The organism is Cellulomonas sp. PhB143 (genome assembly GCF_003752595.1).
Taxonomy (GTDB): Bacteria; Actinomycetota; Actinomycetes; order Actinomycetales; family Cellulomonadaceae; genus Paraoerskovia.
The window spans coordinates 429,600-446,497 of record NZ_RKIJ01000009.1 but is presented as its reverse complement, the minus strand read 5'-3'; the positions used below and the strand labels follow the sequence as shown (position 1 = coordinate 446,497).

Annotated in this window: 18 protein-coding genes and 1 pseudogene; 15 read left to right on the top strand and 4 right to left on the bottom strand. The window is 74.6% G+C overall.

Annotation, left to right across the window (positions count from 1 at the left end):
• Positions 1-21: 21 nt before the first annotated feature.
• Positions 22-714, bottom strand: a complete 693-nt coding sequence (locus EDF32_RS03420) for a uracil-DNA glycosylase (protein ID WP_123307094.1) — start codon at positions 712-714, stop codon at positions 22-24.
• Positions 715-792: 78 nt separating this feature from the next.
• On the opposite strand from EDF32_RS03420, the gene EDF32_RS03415 reads away from it, so the two are divergent.
• Positions 793-1,113 (top strand): DUF3263 domain-containing protein, encoded by a 321-nt coding sequence (locus EDF32_RS03415; protein ID WP_123307093.1) that lies wholly within the window; start codon positions 793-795, stop codon positions 1,111-1,113.
• Positions 1,114-1,144: 31 nt separating this feature from the next.
• Positions 1,145-1,699, top strand: a pseudogene (locus tag EDF32_RS03410) (LytR C-terminal domain-containing protein); the annotation flags it as partial.
• Here EDF32_RS03410 and EDF32_RS15075 read toward each other — a convergent pair.
• On the bottom strand, positions 1,606-3,270 hold the full coding sequence (locus tag EDF32_RS15075) for a glycoside hydrolase family 15 (RefSeq protein WP_370449900.1): 1,665 nt from the start codon (positions 3,268-3,270) through the stop codon (positions 1,606-1,608). The pseudogene EDF32_RS03410 and the gene EDF32_RS15075 overlap by 94 nt on opposite strands.
• 45 nt (positions 3,271-3,315) lie before the next feature.
• Here EDF32_RS15075 and EDF32_RS03400 point away from each other — a divergent pair, with 45 nt between their 5' ends.
• Positions 3,316-3,771: an SRPBCC family protein gene (locus EDF32_RS03400; protein ID WP_123307091.1), complete on the top strand. Its 456-nt coding sequence runs from the start codon at positions 3,316-3,318 to the stop codon at positions 3,769-3,771.
• 189 nt (positions 3,772-3,960) lie between these two features.
• Positions 3,961-5,589 carry a chaperonin GroEL gene (gene groL / locus EDF32_RS03395; RefSeq protein WP_123307090.1) on the top strand — a complete coding sequence of 543 codons (1,629 nt, stop codon included), beginning with the start codon at positions 3,961-3,963 and terminating at the stop codon, positions 5,587-5,589.
• A gap of 142 nt (positions 5,590-5,731) precedes the next feature.
• Here the strand turns inward: groL and EDF32_RS03390 are convergent, their stop codons facing one another.
• A complete protein-coding gene (locus EDF32_RS03390; protein WP_123307089.1) occupies positions 5,732-6,007 on the bottom strand; it encodes a DUF4031 domain-containing protein in 276 nt (91 codons plus the stop codon).
• Positions 6,008-6,302: 295 nt separating this feature from the next.
• On the opposite strand from EDF32_RS03390, the gene EDF32_RS03385 reads away from it, so the two are divergent.
• The 11 genes from EDF32_RS03385 (at position 6,303) to urtE (ending at position 16,520) form a co-directional block, all read left to right on the top strand.
• Complete coding sequence (locus tag EDF32_RS03385; RefSeq protein ID WP_123307088.1) at positions 6,303-6,605, top strand: urease subunit gamma; 303 nt, start codon at positions 6,303-6,305, stop codon at positions 6,603-6,605.
• 46 nt (positions 6,606-6,651) lie between these two features.
• Positions 6,652-7,068 carry an urease subunit beta gene (locus EDF32_RS03380; protein ID WP_123307087.1) on the top strand — a complete coding sequence of 139 codons (417 nt, stop codon included), beginning with the start codon at positions 6,652-6,654 and terminating at the stop codon, positions 7,066-7,068.
• Positions 7,061-8,764 (top strand): urease subunit alpha, encoded by a 1,704-nt coding sequence (locus tag EDF32_RS03375; protein WP_123307086.1) that lies wholly within the window; start codon positions 7,061-7,063, stop codon positions 8,762-8,764. Before EDF32_RS03380 ends, EDF32_RS03375 begins: the two co-directional genes overlap by 8 nt.
• 11 nt (positions 8,765-8,775) lie before the next feature.
• Positions 8,776-9,639 (top strand): urease accessory UreF family protein, encoded by an 864-nt coding sequence (locus EDF32_RS03370; RefSeq protein ID WP_233565663.1) that lies wholly within the window; start codon positions 8,776-8,778, stop codon positions 9,637-9,639.
• A 70-nt stretch (positions 9,640-9,709) separates the two neighbouring features.
• Positions 9,710-10,495 (top strand): urease accessory protein UreG, encoded by a 786-nt coding sequence (ureG, locus tag EDF32_RS03365; protein WP_123307085.1) that lies wholly within the window; start codon positions 9,710-9,712, stop codon positions 10,493-10,495.
• Between the two features lie 3 nt (positions 10,496-10,498).
• Positions 10,499-11,284, top strand: coding sequence for an urease accessory protein UreD (locus tag EDF32_RS03360; RefSeq protein WP_123307084.1), 786 nt, complete (start codon positions 10,499-10,501; stop codon positions 11,282-11,284).
• A 238-nt stretch (positions 11,285-11,522) separates the two neighbouring features.
• A complete protein-coding gene (gene urtA, locus EDF32_RS03355) occupies positions 11,523-12,782 on the top strand; it encodes an urea ABC transporter substrate-binding protein (RefSeq protein ID WP_123307083.1) in 1,260 nt (419 codons plus the stop codon).
• An 88-nt stretch (positions 12,783-12,870) separates the two neighbouring features.
• Entirely contained in the window at positions 12,871-13,755 is an 885-nt protein-coding gene (gene urtB / locus EDF32_RS03350) for an urea ABC transporter permease subunit UrtB (protein ID WP_123307082.1), read from the top strand.
• On the top strand, positions 13,752-14,981 hold the full coding sequence (urtC, locus tag EDF32_RS03345) for an urea ABC transporter permease subunit UrtC (RefSeq protein WP_233565661.1): 1,230 nt from the start codon (positions 13,752-13,754) through the stop codon (positions 14,979-14,981). The genes urtB and urtC overlap by 4 nt, the downstream gene beginning before the upstream one ends.
• Complete coding sequence (gene urtD / locus EDF32_RS03340; RefSeq protein WP_123307081.1) at positions 14,968-15,828, top strand: urea ABC transporter ATP-binding protein UrtD; 861 nt, start codon at positions 14,968-14,970, stop codon at positions 15,826-15,828. Before urtC ends, urtD begins: the two co-directional genes overlap by 14 nt.
• Entirely contained in the window at positions 15,828-16,520 is a 693-nt protein-coding gene (gene urtE / locus EDF32_RS03335) for an urea ABC transporter ATP-binding subunit UrtE (RefSeq protein WP_123307080.1), read from the top strand. The genes urtD and urtE overlap by 1 nt, the downstream gene beginning before the upstream one ends.
• Before the next feature lie 31 nt (positions 16,521-16,551).
• Here urtE and EDF32_RS03330 read toward each other — a convergent pair whose 3' ends face one another.
• A complete protein-coding gene (locus tag EDF32_RS03330) occupies positions 16,552-16,845 on the bottom strand; it encodes a WXG100 family type VII secretion target (RefSeq protein WP_123307079.1) in 294 nt (97 codons plus the stop codon).
• Positions 16,846-16,898: the final 53 nt, after the last annotated feature.

Here is a 16,898-nt window from a genome sequence, read left to right as displayed (position 1 = left end):
GCGGGCCCGCGGGGACACGTCTCACAGGAGCGCGTGCGCGGGCAGCCGCCAGTCGACGGGCGCGGATCCCTGCTCGGCGAGGAGGGCGTCCACGTGCGAGAACGGGCGCGAGCCGAAGAACCCCCGGCGGGCGGAGAGCGGGCTCGGGTGGGCGCTCGCGACGATGCGGGTGTCGCCGAGCATCGGGCGCAGCGTCCCGGCGTCGCGGCCCCACAGCACGGCGACCAGCGGGCCGCCGCGGGCGACGAGCGCCTCGATGGCCGCCTGGGTGAACGCCTCCCAGCCGATCCCGCGGTGCGAGCCCGGCTCGCCCGCGCGCACGGTGAGCACCCGGTTGAGCAGCAGGACGCCCTGGTCCTCCCACGCCGTGAGGTCGCCGTGGTCCGGGACGGGGTGGCCGAGGTCGTCGTGCAGCTCCGCGAAGACGTTGCGCAGCGACCGGGGCACCGGGCGCACGTGCGGCTGGACGGAGAACGCGAGCCCCATGGGGTGCCCGGGCGTGGGGTAGGGGTCCTGGCCGACGACGAGGACGCGCACCCGGTCCATGGGGCGGGAGAAGGCGCGCAGGACGTCGTCGGGCGCCGGGAGGTAGCGCCGCCCGGCCGCCACCTCTGCGCGCAGGGCGGCGCCCGCGCGGGCCAGGTCGCCCGCCGCGGGGGCGAGGGCGGCGGCCCAGTCGGGGGCGACGAGCTCGTCGAGGGGGTGCGGGTCCACGCCCGTCAGCCTAGGGGCGGCGCGAATGACACGCCTGTGATTCGCGACGTATCCTGGCGGCGACGGGGAGGTTGGACCATGGGCGGGGCAGGCACGAGCGGCGCAGCCGCGGGCGCGACGACCGGGACGCGTGACGCCTCCGCGGCGGTCGGCCTCGACGAGCGCGGCCGGCAGATCCTCGACTTCGAGCGCCAGTGGTGGAAGTACGCGGGGGCCAAGGAGGAGGCCGTGCGCGACCTCTTCGACATGAGCGCCACCCGCTACTACCAGACGCTCAACGCCCTCATCGACACCGAGGCTGCGCTCGCGTACGAGCCGATGCTGGTCAAGCGGCTGCGGCGCCTGCGCTCGACCCGCCACCGGGCCCGCTCGGCGCGTCGGCTCGGCTCGGACGTTTAGCCCGCCAGGCGTCAACCGCTAGTCTTCCGCCGTGACCTCCAGCCGCTACCCGTACCCGTCCGACGAGTTCGACGCGCCGGCACCGGCGGGCTCTCCGGTCGGGGTCCACCGCTCTCCCCGCTCGACCTGGACCAAGGTGTGGCCGTTCCTGCTCGTCGCGGCGATCTGCGCAGTGCTCGCCGTCGCGGCCGTCCTGGTGGTCTCGAAGCTGGACGGGAGCTCGCCGTCGTCCGACGGCGGCGCGCCCGCCCCGGCGGCGACGGCCAGCACGGCGCCGAGCGCCTCGGGCGACGCCACCGAGGGCTCCGACGGCCCGACCGGAGACGACGAGGAGTCCCCGACGCCGTCCGAGACCCCCAGCGAGACGCCGACGACGGACGCCGACCTCTCGGTCGAGGTGCGCGTCCTCAACGGCGCGGGGGTCAGCGGCCTGGCGAACGAGGCGGCGGACAAGCTCACGGACGACGGTTTCACCGACGTCACCCCGGCGAACTACGAGGGCGGGTCGCTGGACGCGTCGGCGGTCTGGTACCGCACGGACGACGACAAGGCGGCGGCCGAGGAGGCCGCGCGGGTGCTCGGGATCGACGAGACGCTCGAGGTGCCCTCGCTCCGGGCCGCCGTGTCGGTGATCCTCATGGACGACATCTCCTGACCGGGGCGCCGGGCGTCGAGCTCGGCCAGCGCGAGGACCACGAGCGCGCTCGTCCACGCGAGCGGCGCCACCGCCGCGGGCGAGCCGTCCGCGAGCACCTTCTCGGGAAGCGCCCCGGTGGCCGTGCGGTGGGCGTCGAGCCAGTCGAGCCAGTGCTCCGCCTGGACCTGGTCGCCCGTGCTCGCGGCGGCGAGCGCGTAGAGCGCGGTCTGCGGCGTCCAGGAGACGCCGTCGGCGCGCCACGACCCGCCCGGCGCGAGGCCGCCGGCCGGGCGCAGCATCGCCGGGACCGAGGAGCGCCACGCCCGCTCGGCCCCCGTCAGCGCCGCCGGCTGGAACGGGGGCAGCAGGAACGCCGTCGCGGCGTCGCGGGCGACCGTGCCGGAGGGTCTGCCGGAGGGCGTGCCTGTGGCGCTGCCGCCGACCGTGCGCGGGTACCCGGCGGGACCGAACGTCTCCTCGACCGCGGTGCGCAGGCGTGCGGCGCCGGTCGCGGCGTCGGCCTCGCGCGGGTCGGCGCGCACGTGCGCGACCCGCGCCGAGGCCTCGAGCCCGGCGAGGATCGGCGCCGCCGTGCCGAGCGTCAGCTCCCCGGCCGGCAGCTCCCAGTAGTCGCTGGACGCTCGCGGCAGCCCGTCGGGGGTGTCGACCTCCGCGAGCAGCCGGTCCGTGGAGCGGGTCACGAGCCCGGACAGGCGCGCCAGGGCGGCGTCGCGGGCGTCGTCGTGCAGGTGGGCGAGGAGCGCGCCGACGGCCCACATCGCCCATCCCGGGCCGTCGGACTGCCCGGGGCGGTCGTCGGGCACGCCCGAGCCGTCGGGGAGGTAGCGCGCCTCGAAGGTGCCGTCGGCGCCCTGGACGGACTGCAGGAAGGACAGGACGCGCACCGCGTCGTCCGGGTGGCCCGTGCGCGCGAGCGCGACCGCGGCGAAGGCCGCGTCACGCGGCCACACGTACCGCCAGAAGGGGGACGGGCCGGCGACGACCGCGCCGTCGTCCGCGGCGAGGGTGCGCAGGTCGAGCAGGGCGTCCAGGCCGAGGTCCGCGAACCGGGTCCCCGAGCCCGGCGGGTCGCCCGCCGCGACCCACCCGCGCGAGCGCGCCGCCAGCGCGGCCGAGCCCCCCGCCGGGGCCGTGCGCGCGACGGATGCCGGGGCCGCGCCGTGGGCCGTCCCCGCGCCGCCCGGGCCGGTGACGACGGCCGGCGACGGGACCGCGAGGACCCGGGACCCGGGGAGGTAGGCGGGCGACGACCCCGCCGGCACGACGGCGAACGTCCCCCCGGGCCCGGCGGCGACGCCCTCCTGGTACAGGGGGATGCTCGCCCACGTCCGGGCTGCGGCGTCGGCGGCGTCGGGCGGTGGCGGGGCGAGCGCCCCGAGCGCGAGCGCCAGCGCCGTCGCGGCGCCCACGGCGGCACTCGCGGCGGGGCGGACGTCTCGCACGGCAGGCGGCCGCGCGCGCGTGCCGTCCGCGGCGGGCCGGGGTGTGGCCCGGGTCACCCGCGCATCCTAGGGGACCGCGGCGCGGGCGCCTAGGCTCGCGAGGTGCCCACGATCGTGCTGACCACCCGCGTCCCCGCGCCCGTCGAGGCGTGCTTCGCGCTGAGCCTGTCCGTGGACGCGCACACGGCGTCGATGAGCGCCTCCGGCGAACGGGTCGTCGCCGGCGTGGCCTCGGGGGAGATGGGGCCCGGGGACACGGTCACCTGGCGCGCGCGCCACTTCGGCGTCCCGTTCACCATGACGTCGCGCATCACCGAGCACGACGCCCCGGCGCGGTTCGTGGACGAGCAGGTCTCCGGGCCGTTCCGCCGATGGTGGCACGAGCACCGGTTCGAGGTCGCGGCCGGCGGGACGCTCATGACCGACGTCGTGCGCTACGCCTCGCCCGCCGGCGCGCTCGGGCGGGCGGTCGACCGGGCGGTGCTCACCGGCTACCTGACGAGGCTGCTGCGCACGCGCAACCGGTGGCTCGTCGAGGCCGCTCCACGCCAGGGGTGAACGCGCTTGCACTCGCCAGGGCCGAGTGCCAATAATGGCGTTAGCACTCTCGAGGTGAGAGTGACAGTTCGACCACGGTCGACAGGTGAGGCCCCGGGCGGCGACGTGACGTGAACGTCGTCCGACGGGGTCGTCCGTCGCGGGCACCTACCGACCGACCCCGGCCACCAGCGGAGGATCAGAACCCCCATGGCAAAGATCATCGCCTTCGACGAGCACGCTCGTCGGAGCATGGAGCGCGGGCTGAACCAGCTCGCCGACACCGTCAAGGTCACCCTCGGCCCCAAGGGCCGCAACGTCGTCCTCGACAAGAAGTGGGGTGCGCCCACCATCACGAACGACGGTGTGAGCATCGCCAAGGAGATCGAGCTCGAGGACCCGTACGAGCGCATCGGCGCCGAGCTCGTCAAGGAGGTCGCCAAGAAGACGGACGACGTCGCCGGTGACGGCACGACGACCGCCACGGTGCTCGCCCAGGCGCTCGTGCGCGAGGGGCTGCGCAACGTCGCGGCCGGCTCGAACCCCATCGCCCTCAAGCGCGGCATCGAGAAGGCCGTCGAGGCCGTCACGGAGCAGCTGCTCATCGCGGCGAAGGACATCGAGACGAAGGAGGAGATCGCCGCCACGGCCGCCATCTCCGCCGGCGACCCCGCGATCGGCGAGCTCATCGCCGAGGCCCTCGACAAGGTGGGCAAGGAAGGCGTCATCACCGTCGAGGAGTCGAACACCTTCGGCCTCGAGCTCGAGCTCACCGAGGGCATGCGCTTCGACAAGGGCTTCCTCGCCCGCTACTTCGAGACGGACCCGGAGCGCCAGGAGGCCGTCCTCGAGGACCCGTACGTCCTGATCGTCGAGTCGAAGATCTCGAACGTCAAGGACCTGCTGCCGCTGCTCGACCAGGTCATGAAGGCCGGTCGCTCGCTGCTCATCATCGCCGAGGACGTCGAGGGCGAGGCCCTGGCCACCCTCGTGCTGAACAAGATCCGTGGCACGTTCAAGTCCGTCGCCGTCAAGGCCCCGGGCTTCGGCGACCGCCGCAAGGCCATGCTCCAGGACATCGCGATCCTCACGGGCGGCCAGGTCATCTCCGAGACCGTCGGCCTCAAGCTGGAGAACGCCACGCTCGACCTGCTCGGCCAGGCGCGCAAGGTCGTCGTCACCAAGGACGAGACCACGATCGTCGAGGGTGCCGGCGACGCCGACCTCATCGGCGGCCGCGTGAACCAGATCCGCAGCGAGATCGAGAAGTCGGACTCCGACTACGACCGCGAGAAGCTCCAGGAGCGCCTCGCGAAGCTCGCCGGCGGCGTCGCCGTCATCAAGGCGGGCGCGGCCACGGAGGTCGAGCTCAAGGAGCGCAAGCACCGCATCGAGGACGCCGTGCGCAACGCCAAGGCCGCTGTCGAGGAGGGCATCGTCGCCGGTGGTGGCGTCGCGCTCATCCAGGCGGGCGAGGCTGCCTTCGCCAAGCTCGAGCTCGAGGGCGACGAGGCGACCGGTGCGCAGATCGTGCGCCTGGCCATCGACGCGCCGCTCAAGCAGATCGCCATCAACGCCGGCCTCGAGGGCGGCGTCGTGGCGGAGAAGGTCCGCAACCTCACCCCGGGGCACGGCCTGAACGCCGCGACCGGCGTGTACGAGGACCTGCTCGCCGCGGGCGTCAACGACCCGGTCAAGGTCACGCGCTCCGCGCTGCAGAACGCGGCGTCCATCGCGGCGCTGTTCCTGACGACCGAGGCCGTCGTGGCAGACAAGCCGGAGCCGGCCGGTGCCGCTCCCGCCGGTGGCGACGGCGGCATGGGCGGCATGGACTTCTGATCCACGCCGTCCTCCGCTGACGGGCTCGCGCCCGTCGCACGCACAGAGGCCGCCGACCGGGTACGCCCGGTCGGCGGCCTCCCTCGTGCCCGGGCCGTGCTCAGGCCTGTGCTCGGGCCGTCGCTCCACCGGTCGCGAGCCCTCAGCGCCGTCGGGTGCGGTCGCGCCCGGGGACCCGCAGGCCGGAGGCCGCGAGGCGGCGCACCAGCTCGCGCCGCCCGACCGGCACGGCGCCGAGCGCGACGAGGCGCGCGTGGTGCTCGCCCGGGTAGTCGTAGTGGTCGTGGTCGAACGCGCGCTCGCCGATCCCGGCCGCACGCGCGAACGCGTGCAGCTCCACGAGCGAGGCGTCGCTCACCAGGTGCCCCCACAGCCGCCCGTGCCCGGGCCAGCGGGCGTCGTCGATCAGCACGGTCACCCCGCCAGGCTACCGAGGAGCGTGCTGCGCGGGTCGGCGGCCGGTCGTCGCCTCGACCGCGCCATCCGTCGGGCGGAACCGGCGCGGCGGCCGACCGATGACGCGCTCGGCGGCGGGGGGTGAGGCCGAACGCGTCGTCGGTGGGTCGAATCGGTCGTCCTGGCCGACCGATGGCGCGCTCGGCGGCGGAGGTGCGAGCGGACCGTCGACCGGCCCGCGGGCCGACCGGCCGGGCATCGGACGACACACCGGCGGAGGTAACACGCCCGACACATGGCCGGTCCATGATCGCGTCATGCACCTCACCCCCGGCGACACCGAGAAGCTGCTCCTCGCGGTCGCGGGCATGGTCGCCCGTGACCGCCGCGAGCGGGGCGTCCTGCTCAACCATCCCGAGGCCGTCGCGCTCCTGACCACCTGGGTGCTCGAGCGGGCACGCGAGGGACGCGGCGTCGCGGACCTCATGGTCGAGGGCCGCGCCGTCCTGCGCCGCGACGAGGTCATGGAGGGCGTCGCAGAGATGATCCCGGACGTCCAGGTCGAGGCCACCTTCCCGGACGGGCGCAAGCTCGTCACGATCCACGAGCCCATCGCGTGACGACGGTGGGCACGTCCGCCGCACCCGCGAGGCAAGGAGCACGAGCATGAGCGGCACGACCACGAGCGGCCCGGGAGCGATCCGGGTCGCCCCCGGGCGGGAGCACGAGATGCTCGAGCTCAACGCCGACCGGACGGACGACGAGCGCCTGACGCTCGTGGTGACCAACACGGGCGACCGGCCTGTGCAGATCGGCTCGCACCTGCACCTGCCCGACGCGAACAGCGCGCTCGAGCTCGACCGCGCGGCCGCGCACGGGTTCCGCCTCGACGTGCCCTCGGGGACGTCGCGCCGGTTCGAGCCGGGCGCGTCCGCCGAGGTCGCCGCGGTCGCCCTGCGCGGCCGACGGCGCGTGCCCGGCATCCAGCGCGGCAAGACGTCCGCGGACCTCGCGGACGGCCCGCAGGGCGGGGCGCCGGTGCCGCCCGTCACGCCGGCCGACGAGGGGGCCGGCCGTGGTTGAGATCTCCCGGGAGCGGTACGCCGCCCTCTACGGCCCGACGACGGGCGACCAGGTGCGCCTCGGCGACACCGACCTGTGGATCGAGGTCACGGAGGACCGCACCTTCGGCGGCGAGGAGGCGGTCTTCGGGGGTGGCAAGTCCATCCGCGAGTCGATGGCCCAGGGCACGACGACCCGCGCCGAGGGTGCGCTGGACACGGTGGTGACCAACGCCGTCGTCCTCGACTGGTGGGGCGTGGTGCGGGCCGACGTCGGCATCCGGGACGGACGGATCGTCGCGCTCGGGCGGGCCGGCAACCCCGACGTGGCCGACGGCGTCCACCCGGACCTGCGGATCGGTCCCGGCACCGACGTGATCTCCGGCGAGGGCAAGATCCTCACGGCCGGCGGCATCGACTCGCACGTGCACCTGATCTCGCCGTCGCAGGTGCACGAGGCGCTGGCGACCGGCCTGACCACGATCGTCGGCGGCGGCACGGGCCCCAGCGAGGGCTCCAAGGCGACCACCGTGACGCCCGGCGCCTGGCACCTGGGCACGATCCACCGGGCGCTCGACCGGCTGCCCGTGAACGTGCTGCTGCTCGCGAAGGGCAACACCGTCAGCGCCGAGGCGCTCGCCGAGCAGGCCCTCGCGGGCGCCGCCGGGTTCAAGGTGCACGAGGACTGGGGCTCCACGCCCGCCGCGATCGACGCCGCGCTGCGGGCCGCGCAGGACTGGGGGCTGCAGGTCGCGCTGCACTCGGACAGCCTGAACGAGGCGGGGTTCGTCGAGTCGACGATCGCGGCGATCGGCGGCCGGTCCATCCACGCGTTCCACGCCGAGGGCGCGGGCGGCGGGCACGCGCCCGACATCCTCACCGTCGCGAGCCACCCGAACGTCATTCCCGGCTCGACGAACCCGACGCTCCCGCACACCGTGAACACGGTCGCCGAGCACCTCGACATGCTCATGGTGTGCCACCACCTCAACCCCGCCGTGCCCGAGGACCTCGCGTTCGCGGAGTCGCGCATCCGGGCGACGACCATCGCGGCGGAGGACGTGCTGCACGACATGGGCGCGATGTCGATCACGTCGTCGGACGCCCAGGCGATGGGGCGCATCGGAGAGGTGATCTGCCGGACCTGGCAGGTCGCGCACGTGATGAAGGCGCGCCGCGGGGACCTCGGCGGCGGGATGCCGGCAGACAACCTGCGGGCCCGGCGCTACGTCGCCAAGTACACGATCAACCCTGCCGTCGCGCACGGGATCGACGCGCACGTGGGCTCCGTCGAGCCCGGGAAGATGGCGGACCTGGTGCTGTGGGACCCGCGGTTCTTCGGGATCCGGCCGAGCGTGGTGATCAAGGGCGGCGCGATCGCCTGGGGCGCCCTGGGCGACCCGAACGCGTCGATCCCGTCGCCGCAGCCGGTGCTGATGCGGCCCGCCTTCGGCGACGCGATCGCCCCGGAGCTGTCGACGACGTTCGTCTCGCCGGCCGCGCTCGACGACGGGCTGTCGGAGCGGCTCGGCCTCGAGCGCACGCTCGCGGCCGTCGCCGACACCCGCGGCGTCGGCAAGGCCGACATGCGGCTCAACGACGCGATGCCGCGCATCGACATCGACCCCGAGAGCTTCGCGATCCACGTCGACGGCGAGCTCGTCGAGCCGGCGCCGGCGCAGCGGCTCCCGCTCGCGCAGCTCTACACGATGTTCTGAGCGGGCCGGTCGTGGACGGGGTGCGGGAGGACGCCGACGGGCGCGCGGAGCTGATGTTCGCGCTGCTCGCGGACGCGCGGCTCCCGACGGGCGGGCACACGCAGTCGGCCGGTCTCGAGCCCGCGCTGCGCGCGGGGACGGCGGCCGCCGACGTGCCCCGGTACATCGACGCGCGGCTGCGCACGGTGGTGCGCGTCGAGGCGGCGACGGCCGTGGTCGCGCGCCTCGCGGCCCTCTCGGCGCTCACCGCGCACGGGGCGCACGGGGCGCACGGGGGGCCCGTCTCCGCCGAGAAGTCGAATTCGGCCCCTGGATCCTGCGGATCCGGGGCCGAATTCGACTTCTCGGCGGACGGGTCGGCGGACGGGGTGGCGGACGGGCCGGCCGGGCGGACCGCCGAGGGGCTGCTCGTCGAGGTCTGGGCCGCGTGGGCCGCTCGTACGCCGAGCGCCGCGCTGCGCGAGACCGCCCAGCGTCTCGGCCGCGGGTACCTGCGCCTCCTGCGCCGCCTGTGGGCCGACAGCCCGGCGGTGACGGCCCTCGACGCGGCGACGGCCGTCGTCGGCGGCCACCCGCCCCGGCCCGTGGTGCTCGGGGCGACCGCCGCGTGCGCGGGGCTCTCCGCGCTGCAGACCGCCCGGCTGGTCGCCTACGAGGACGTCCAGACGGTCGCCTCCGCCACCCTCAAGCTCGAGCCGCTCGACCCGGCCGTCGCCACGGGATGGGTGGTCGACGCCCAGCCCGCGATCGACGCCCTCGCCCGCGACGTCGCCGGGATCCGTGTCGCGCGCGACCTTCCCGCGTGCGGCGCGCCGCTCGTCGAGGCGTGGGCGCAGGCGCACGCGACGCGCACGGAGCGGCTGTTCAGCGCCTGATCCCGGCCCGCCCCCCACCGACCAGCCCCCCACCGACCCACCACGGACCCACCACCGACCGGAGGACCCCATGACCGACACCCCCGCCCCGACCCGCTCGCTGCGCCTCGGCGTCGCCGGCCCGGTCGGCACCGGCAAGAGCTCGCTCATCGGCACCGTGTGCCGCGAGCTCTCCGCCGAGCTGCAGATCGGCGTCATCACCAACGACATCTACACCGACGAGGACGCCCGCATGCTGCGTGCCGCCGGCGTCCTGGACCCCGCGCGCATCCGTGCGGTCGAGACGGGCGCGTGCCCGCACACCGCGATCCGCGACGACGTGACCGCCAACCTGCTCGCCGTCGAGGACCTCGAGCAGGACTTCGCCCCGCTGGACGTCGTGCTCGTCGAGTCCGGCGGCGACAACCTCACCGCGACCTTCTCGCCCGCGCTCGTCGACGCCCAGCTCTTCGTGCTCGACGTGGCCGGCGGCGGCGACGTCGCGCGCAAGGGGGGCCCGGGCATCGCCCGCGCCGACCTGCTGATCGTCAACAAGACCGACCTCGCGCCGCACGTCGGCGTCGACGTCGCGCAGATGGTCGCGGACGCGACCGCGGCGCGCGAGGGCCGCGCGGTGCTCGCGCTGTCGCGCACCGACCGCGCGTCGGTCGACGCGCTCAGCGACTGGGTGCGCGCCATGCTCGCGACGCACCGCTCGGGGACCCACGTCCCGCAGGACCCCGGGCCGATGGCGCCGCACTTCCACGCCGACGAGGAGCACCCCGACGGCGGCGTGCTGCACACCCACGGCGACGGCGACGCCCCGCACGGGCACGCCGCGCAGGACCCGGCGCCGAGCACCGCGGCGCGCGGCTGACGCATGACGACGATCGAGGTGCACGCCGGCGGCCCGCCGGCGCCCCCGGGCGCGGGGGACGGCGGGGCGGGGCGCGTGCGCTGCGTGCTGCGCCCCGGGCACCTGAGCCCGCGCGTGCTGGACCTGGACGAGCGCGGCGCGCGCGTCGCGCTGGTGGCGACGCAGGCGCTGCTGCTCGGCGGGGACCACGTGCACCTCGACGTGCGCGTGGGCGCGGGCACGGAGCTCGAGCTGGTCGAGACCTCGGGCACCGTCGCCTACCACGGGCGCGGGAAGGCGGCCTCGTGGACCGTGGACGTGCACGTCGAGGCGGGCGGCCTGCTCGTGTGGGACGCGCTCCCGTTCGTCGTGTCCGACGGCGCGGACGTCGCCCGCCGCACCCGGGTGCGGCTGGAGCCCGGGGGAGCGGCGTGCCTGCGCGAGACGCTGGTCCTCGGGCGCAGCGGCCAGCGCGGCGGCCTGCTGCGCTCGGCGACGTCCGTCGTCTCCGTGGCCGACGACGGCCGCGAGAGCGAGCTGCTGGTCGAGGAGCTCGACCTGGACGAGCACCGCGACGCGCCGGGCGTCCTCGCCGACGCCCGCGTCGTCGACTCCGTGCTCGTCCTCGGTGCGCGGCCGCCGGCAGCACCCGCAGGACCTCCCGCCGGCCCGTCCGCGACGCGCCTCGACCTCGCCGGGGAAGGCGCCGTGCTGCGCGCGCTGGGCCGCAGCACGCACTCGACGGACCTCGGGCCGGCGTTCGCGTCGTGGGCGGCGGCGCTGCGCCGCGTTCTCACATCCCGGGCATAACGCCACGAAGCGGCGTTATCGCGCCGTGCCCTGCCCGATACGCGCCGTTCACGCTGGCGCGCGGACCGTGACGCCGCGTTCACCGGCGACCGCCGTCGCCGAAACACACCTTTCCTACCGTTCGTGACGTGCGGCCCCACCGGGCCGCGCGGCACGGCTGCATCGACGAGCCCACCCGCTCCGGCAGAGCACGCGCGCACCGTCACACGTACTCGACGCTCCTCGGAAGGAGCCCTCGGTGGACCCCAAGACCTCTCGGCGCATCGCGCCCGCGGCGATCGCCGTCCTCGCCCTCGCCCTCAGCGCCTGCGGCGCCAAGACCGACGCCGCCGGCACGTCGGACGCCTCGGCGTCGGGCGGCACCAGCTGCGTCGACACCTCTGGCGACTCGGTGAAGATCGGCTTCCTCAACTCCCTCTCCGGCACGATGGCGATCTCCGAGCAGACCGTCCACGACTCCCTCCAGATGGCCGCGGACGAGATCAACGCCGACGGCGGCGTGCTCGGCAAGCAGCTCGACATCGTCTCCGAGGACGGTGCCTCCGAGCCCACCGTGTTCGCGGAGAAGGCGCAGAAGCTCATCACCAGCGACTGCGTCGCCGCGGTCTTCGGCGGCTGGACGTCCGCGTCGCGCAAGGCGATGCTCCCGGTGTTCGAGGGCGACGACGCCCTGCTGTTCTACCCCGTGCAGTACGAGGGGCTGGAGGCCTCGCCGAACATCTTCTACACCGGCGCGACGACCAACCAGCAGATCGTCCCGGCGCTCGACTACCTCAAGGAGCAGGGCGCCAAGACCCTGTTCCTCGTCGGGTCCGACTACGTCTTCCCGCGCACCGCGAACAAGGAGATCAACGCGTACGCGAAGGCGAACGGCATGACCGTCGTCGGCGAGGAGTACGCCCCGCTGGGCCACACGGACTTCTCGACCATCGTCAACAAGGTCAAGGCCGCCGGCGCCGACGCCGTCTTCAACACGCTCAACGGCGACTCGAACGTGGCGTTCTTCAAGGAGTACAAGAACGCCGGCCTCACGGCCGACGCGATGCCCGTGCTCTCGGTGTCGATCGCCGAGGAGGAGGTCGGCGGCATCGGCGTCGACAACGTCGAGGGCCAGCTCACGGCCTGGAACTACTACCAGACCATCGACAGCCCTGAGAACGCGACCTTCGTCAAGGACTTCAAGGCGAAGTACGGCGACGACCGCGTGACGTCCGACCCGATGGAGGCGGCGTACACGTCGCTGTACCTGTGGAAGAACATGGTCGAGAAGGCGAAGTCGTTCGCCGTCCCGGACGTGCAGGCCGCGGCGGACGGCGTCTCGTTCGACGCCCCTGAGGGCACCGTCACGGTCGACGGGGAGAACCACCACGTCGCCAAGACCGCTCTGGTCGGCAAGATCGGCGCCGACGGCCTCATCCACACCGAGTGGAGCTCCGACGGCCCCATCGCCCCGGACCCGTTCCTCAAGGGCTACGACTGGGCCGACGGCCTGTCCTGACCCCATCCTCCCGCGCCGGGCGAACGCCCGGCGCGGGAGCGCGGCCCGGTGCCGCAGGCAGGTCCCCGTCTCCCGAAAGGCGCACCCGATGGACGTGCTCTTCTCCCAGCTCTTCGCAGGAGCCAGCCTCGGCTCGGTCCTGCTGCTCGCAGCCCTCGGGCTGTCGCTCACGTTCGGCCAGATGGGGGTCATCAACATGGCCCACGGCGAGTTCATGATGGCCGGGGCGTACACCGCCTACGTCGTCCAGGGCATCATCTCGAACGTGGGTGTCTCGCTCCTCGTCTCCCTCGTCGTCGGATTCCTCGTGGGTGGCCTCATGGGCCTGGTCCTCGAGACGACCCTGATCTCGCGCATGTACCGCAGGCCCCTCGACACGCTGCTGGTGACCTGGGGCGTCGCGCTGGTCCTGCAGCAGGCGGCGCGCGACATCTTCGGCGCACCGAACGTCGACGTCCGGGCGCCGTCCTGGCTCGGCGGCGCGGTCAGCATCCTGGGGGCCGACGTGCCCCGCAGCCGCGTGTTCATCCTCGTGCTGGCGCTCGCCTGCGTGGCGGCGCTGGCCATGACGCTGCGCCTGACCCCGCTCGGGCGCCGGATCCGCGCCGTCGTGCAGAACCGCGACCTCGCCGAGTCCAGCGGCATCTCCTCGCGCCGCACCGACCGGCTCACGTTCTTCATCGGCTCGGGCGTCGCCGGGGTCGCGGGCGTCGCCCTGACGCTGCTGGGCTCGATCGGCCCGACGCTCGGGACCGGCTACATCGTCGACGCGTTCCTCGTGGTCGTCGCCGGCGGCATCGGGCAGATCAAGGGCACCGTCGTCGCGGCGTTCGCCCTCGGCCTGCTGCAGGCGACGTTCGAGTACTCGACGACGGCGAGCATCGCCAAGGTGCTGGTCTTCGTCGTGGTCGTCGCGTTCCTGCAGGTGCGCCCGCAGGGGCTCGTCTCGGTCCGCACGAGGAGCCTCGCATGAGCGCCCGGACCGCCCGCGCCACGGGCGTCCAGGGGATGGTCGGCCGGGTCACGGCCTCGCCGCGTGCCCGCCTGCTCGCCGGCGTCGCCGTCGCGGCGGTGCTCCTGTTCCTCGTCGCCCCCGCCACCCTGTCCGTGTTCCGGCTCGACCTGCTCGCCAAGTTCCTGTGCCTCGCGATGGTCGCGGTCGGCATCGGGCTCGCATGGGGGCGCGGCGGGATGCTCACGCTCGGCCAGGGCGTCTACTTCGGCATCGGCGGCTACCTCATGGCGATGCACCTCAAGCTCGCCGACGCCGGGCCGGGCGGCGTGCCCGACTTCATGTCGCTCTACGGCGACGGCACGGTGCCGGCGTGGTGGGAGCCGCTGCGCTCGCCCGTGCTGACGGTCGTGCTGATCGTCGCGGTCCCGGCCCTCGTCTCGGCCGTGCTCGGCCTCGCCGTGTTCACGCGGCGCGTGCGCGGGGCGTACTTCGCGATCCTGTCGCAGGCGCTCGCCGCGGCGTTCGCGATCCTCCTCGTCGGCCAGCAGCAGACGACGGGCGGCACCAACGGGCTCAACGGCTTCCGCGGGTTCTTCGGCTACGACCTGAACGACCCCGCGAACAAGCTGATGCTCTACTACGTCGCCGCCGCGACGCTGCTCGTCATGGTGCTCGTCGCGCGCCAGCTCATGGTCTCCCGGTACGGGCAGCTCCTGGTCGCCGTGCGCGACCAGGAGAACCGCGTGCGCTTCCTCGGCTACGACCCGGCGCGCGTGAAGGTCGTCGCGTACGTGGTGGCGGCCGTCATGGCGGCGGTCGGCGGGGCGCTGTTCGTGCCGATCGTCGGCATCATCTCCCCGGCGGACATCGGCGTCGTCCCGTCGATCGGCTTCCTCGTCGGCGTCGCCATCGGCGGCCGGGCCACCCTGCTCGGCCCGGTGCTCGGGGCCGTCGCGGTCAGCTGGGCGCAGACCAGCCTGTCGGAGAGCTTCCCCTCCGGGTGGATCTACCTCCAGGGGGCGCTGTTCATCGTGGTCGTCGCCTTCCTCCCGGGCGGTCTCGCGTCGCTGCGCGTCCGGCGCCGCCGGCGTTCGGCGACCGACGACGCCCCCGGTGACGCGGCCGCTCCCGACCGGTCCGACGATCCCGGGGCGCCGTCCGGCGACCCTGCCGAACCGGCCGAGACCGCTGCGCCCCACGAGCCCGCCCTCGCCACGGAAGGAGCGCGCCATGACGACCGGTGACGCCACGATCGACCTGTCCGCCGCCGAGGAGGTCCTCGGCACCGACGACGAACGGTTCCGCCACGACTACCTGGAGGTCCGCGGCCTGCGGGTCGAGTTCGACGGGTTCGTCGCGGTCGACGGCGTGGACCTGACGGTCACGCAGGGCGACCTGCGCTTCCTCATCGGACCCAACGGAGCGGGCAAGACCACGATCGTCGACGCGATCACCGGGCTCGCCCGGGCGAGCGGGTCCGTGCAGTTCGGGCGGACCGAGCTGCTCGGCCGGCGCGAGCACCGGATCGCCCGCGCGGGCGTCGGGCGCACGTTCCAGACCGCGAGCGTGTTCGAGGAGCTCAGCGTCCTCGAGAACCTCGACATCGCGGCCGGCGCCCGGCGCGGACCCGTCGAACGGCTGCGCCGGCGCCGGTCCGTGCCGGAGGTCGTGGAGCAGGCGCTCGAGACGATCGGCCTCACCGCCGCGCGGGACGTCCTCGCGGGCGTGCTCGCGCACGGTCAGAAGCAGTGGCTCGAGATCGGCATGCTCCTCGTCCAGGACTCGAGGCTCCTGCTCCTCGACGAGCCGGTCGCCGGGATGAGCCAGGCGGAGCGCGAGCAGACGGGCCGGCTCCTGCAGGCCGTCGGGGCGCAGCGGACCGTCGTGGTCGTCGAGCACGACATGGAGTTCCTGCGCGCGTTCGCCAGCTCGGTGACGGTGCTGCACCTGGGCAGGGTGCTCTCGGAGGGGACGTACGCGCAGGTCCAGGCCGACCCGCGCGTGCAAGAGGTGTATCTCGGCGCGGCGGGCGCGACCCGCGGAGCGCGCCGGGCCGGACGACGCGCGTCGCGCGGGACGGAGGAGGAGTGATGCTCGAGGTCCAGGGGGTGCACGCCGGGTACGACCGGTCGAGCGTGCTGCACGGGGTGGACGTGTCGGTGCCGACCGGCGGCGTCGCGGCGGTCCTCGGGCACAACGGCGCGGGCAAGACGACGCTGCTGCGCACCGTCGTCGGTCTGCTGCGCCCGCGCCGTGGCGCGGTCCTGCTCGACGGCGAGGACATCACGCGGATGCCGACCTTCCGCCGGGTCGCCGCCGGGCTGGCGTACGTCCCGCAGGGGCAGCAGGCGTTCGGCGACCTGACCGCGCGGGAGAACCTGCGGCTCGTCGCGGACACGCGGCGCGACGGGGCCGCACGCACGGACGAGGCGCTCGACCTCTTCCCGGCGTTGCGCGGGCTGCTCGGGCGCCGTGCCGGCCTGCTCTCGGGCGGCCAGCGCCAGCAGCTCGCGATCGCCCGCGCCCTGGTCACCGGCCCGCGGCTGCTGATCCTCGACGAGCCCACCGAGGGCATCCAGCCCTCGGTGGTCACCGAGATCGAGGACGCGATCGTGGCGCTGACCGACGCGGGAGACCTCTCCGTGCTCCTGGTCGAGCAGCACGTCGGGTTCGCGCTCGGCGCCGCTGACCGGTACGTGGTGCTCGAGTCGGGACGCGTCGCGAGCAGCGGCGCCGGGGGCGAGAGGGCCGAGGCGGGGGTCCGGGCGGCCATGGCCGTCTGACCCGGCCGCCCGGCCACGTGGTGGCCGCCCGCTACCGCGCGGAGAACATCCGCGCGGTCTGCGCCTCGGCGTCCTCGTAGGTCTGGGCGGCGCTCGCGAGCGCGGCGGTGATGTCGTCGAGCGAGGCCTCGACCTGGACCTGCGTCGCCTGCCACTGCGCCATCACCCCGCCGAACGCGGTCGCGGCGCCGCCGCGCCAGACCGTCTGCAGGTCCTGCAGGTGACGCATCATGGCGGCGACCTCGGAGCGGATCGCGGCGACGGAGCCGCTCACCGCGCCCCCGGCCTGGGCGATGCGGGCGCTGTCGACCTCGTACGTGCTCATGGGGTGTCCTTCCGTGCGACGGCCCCGGCTCTCGGGGCAGGAAGGACGCTAGG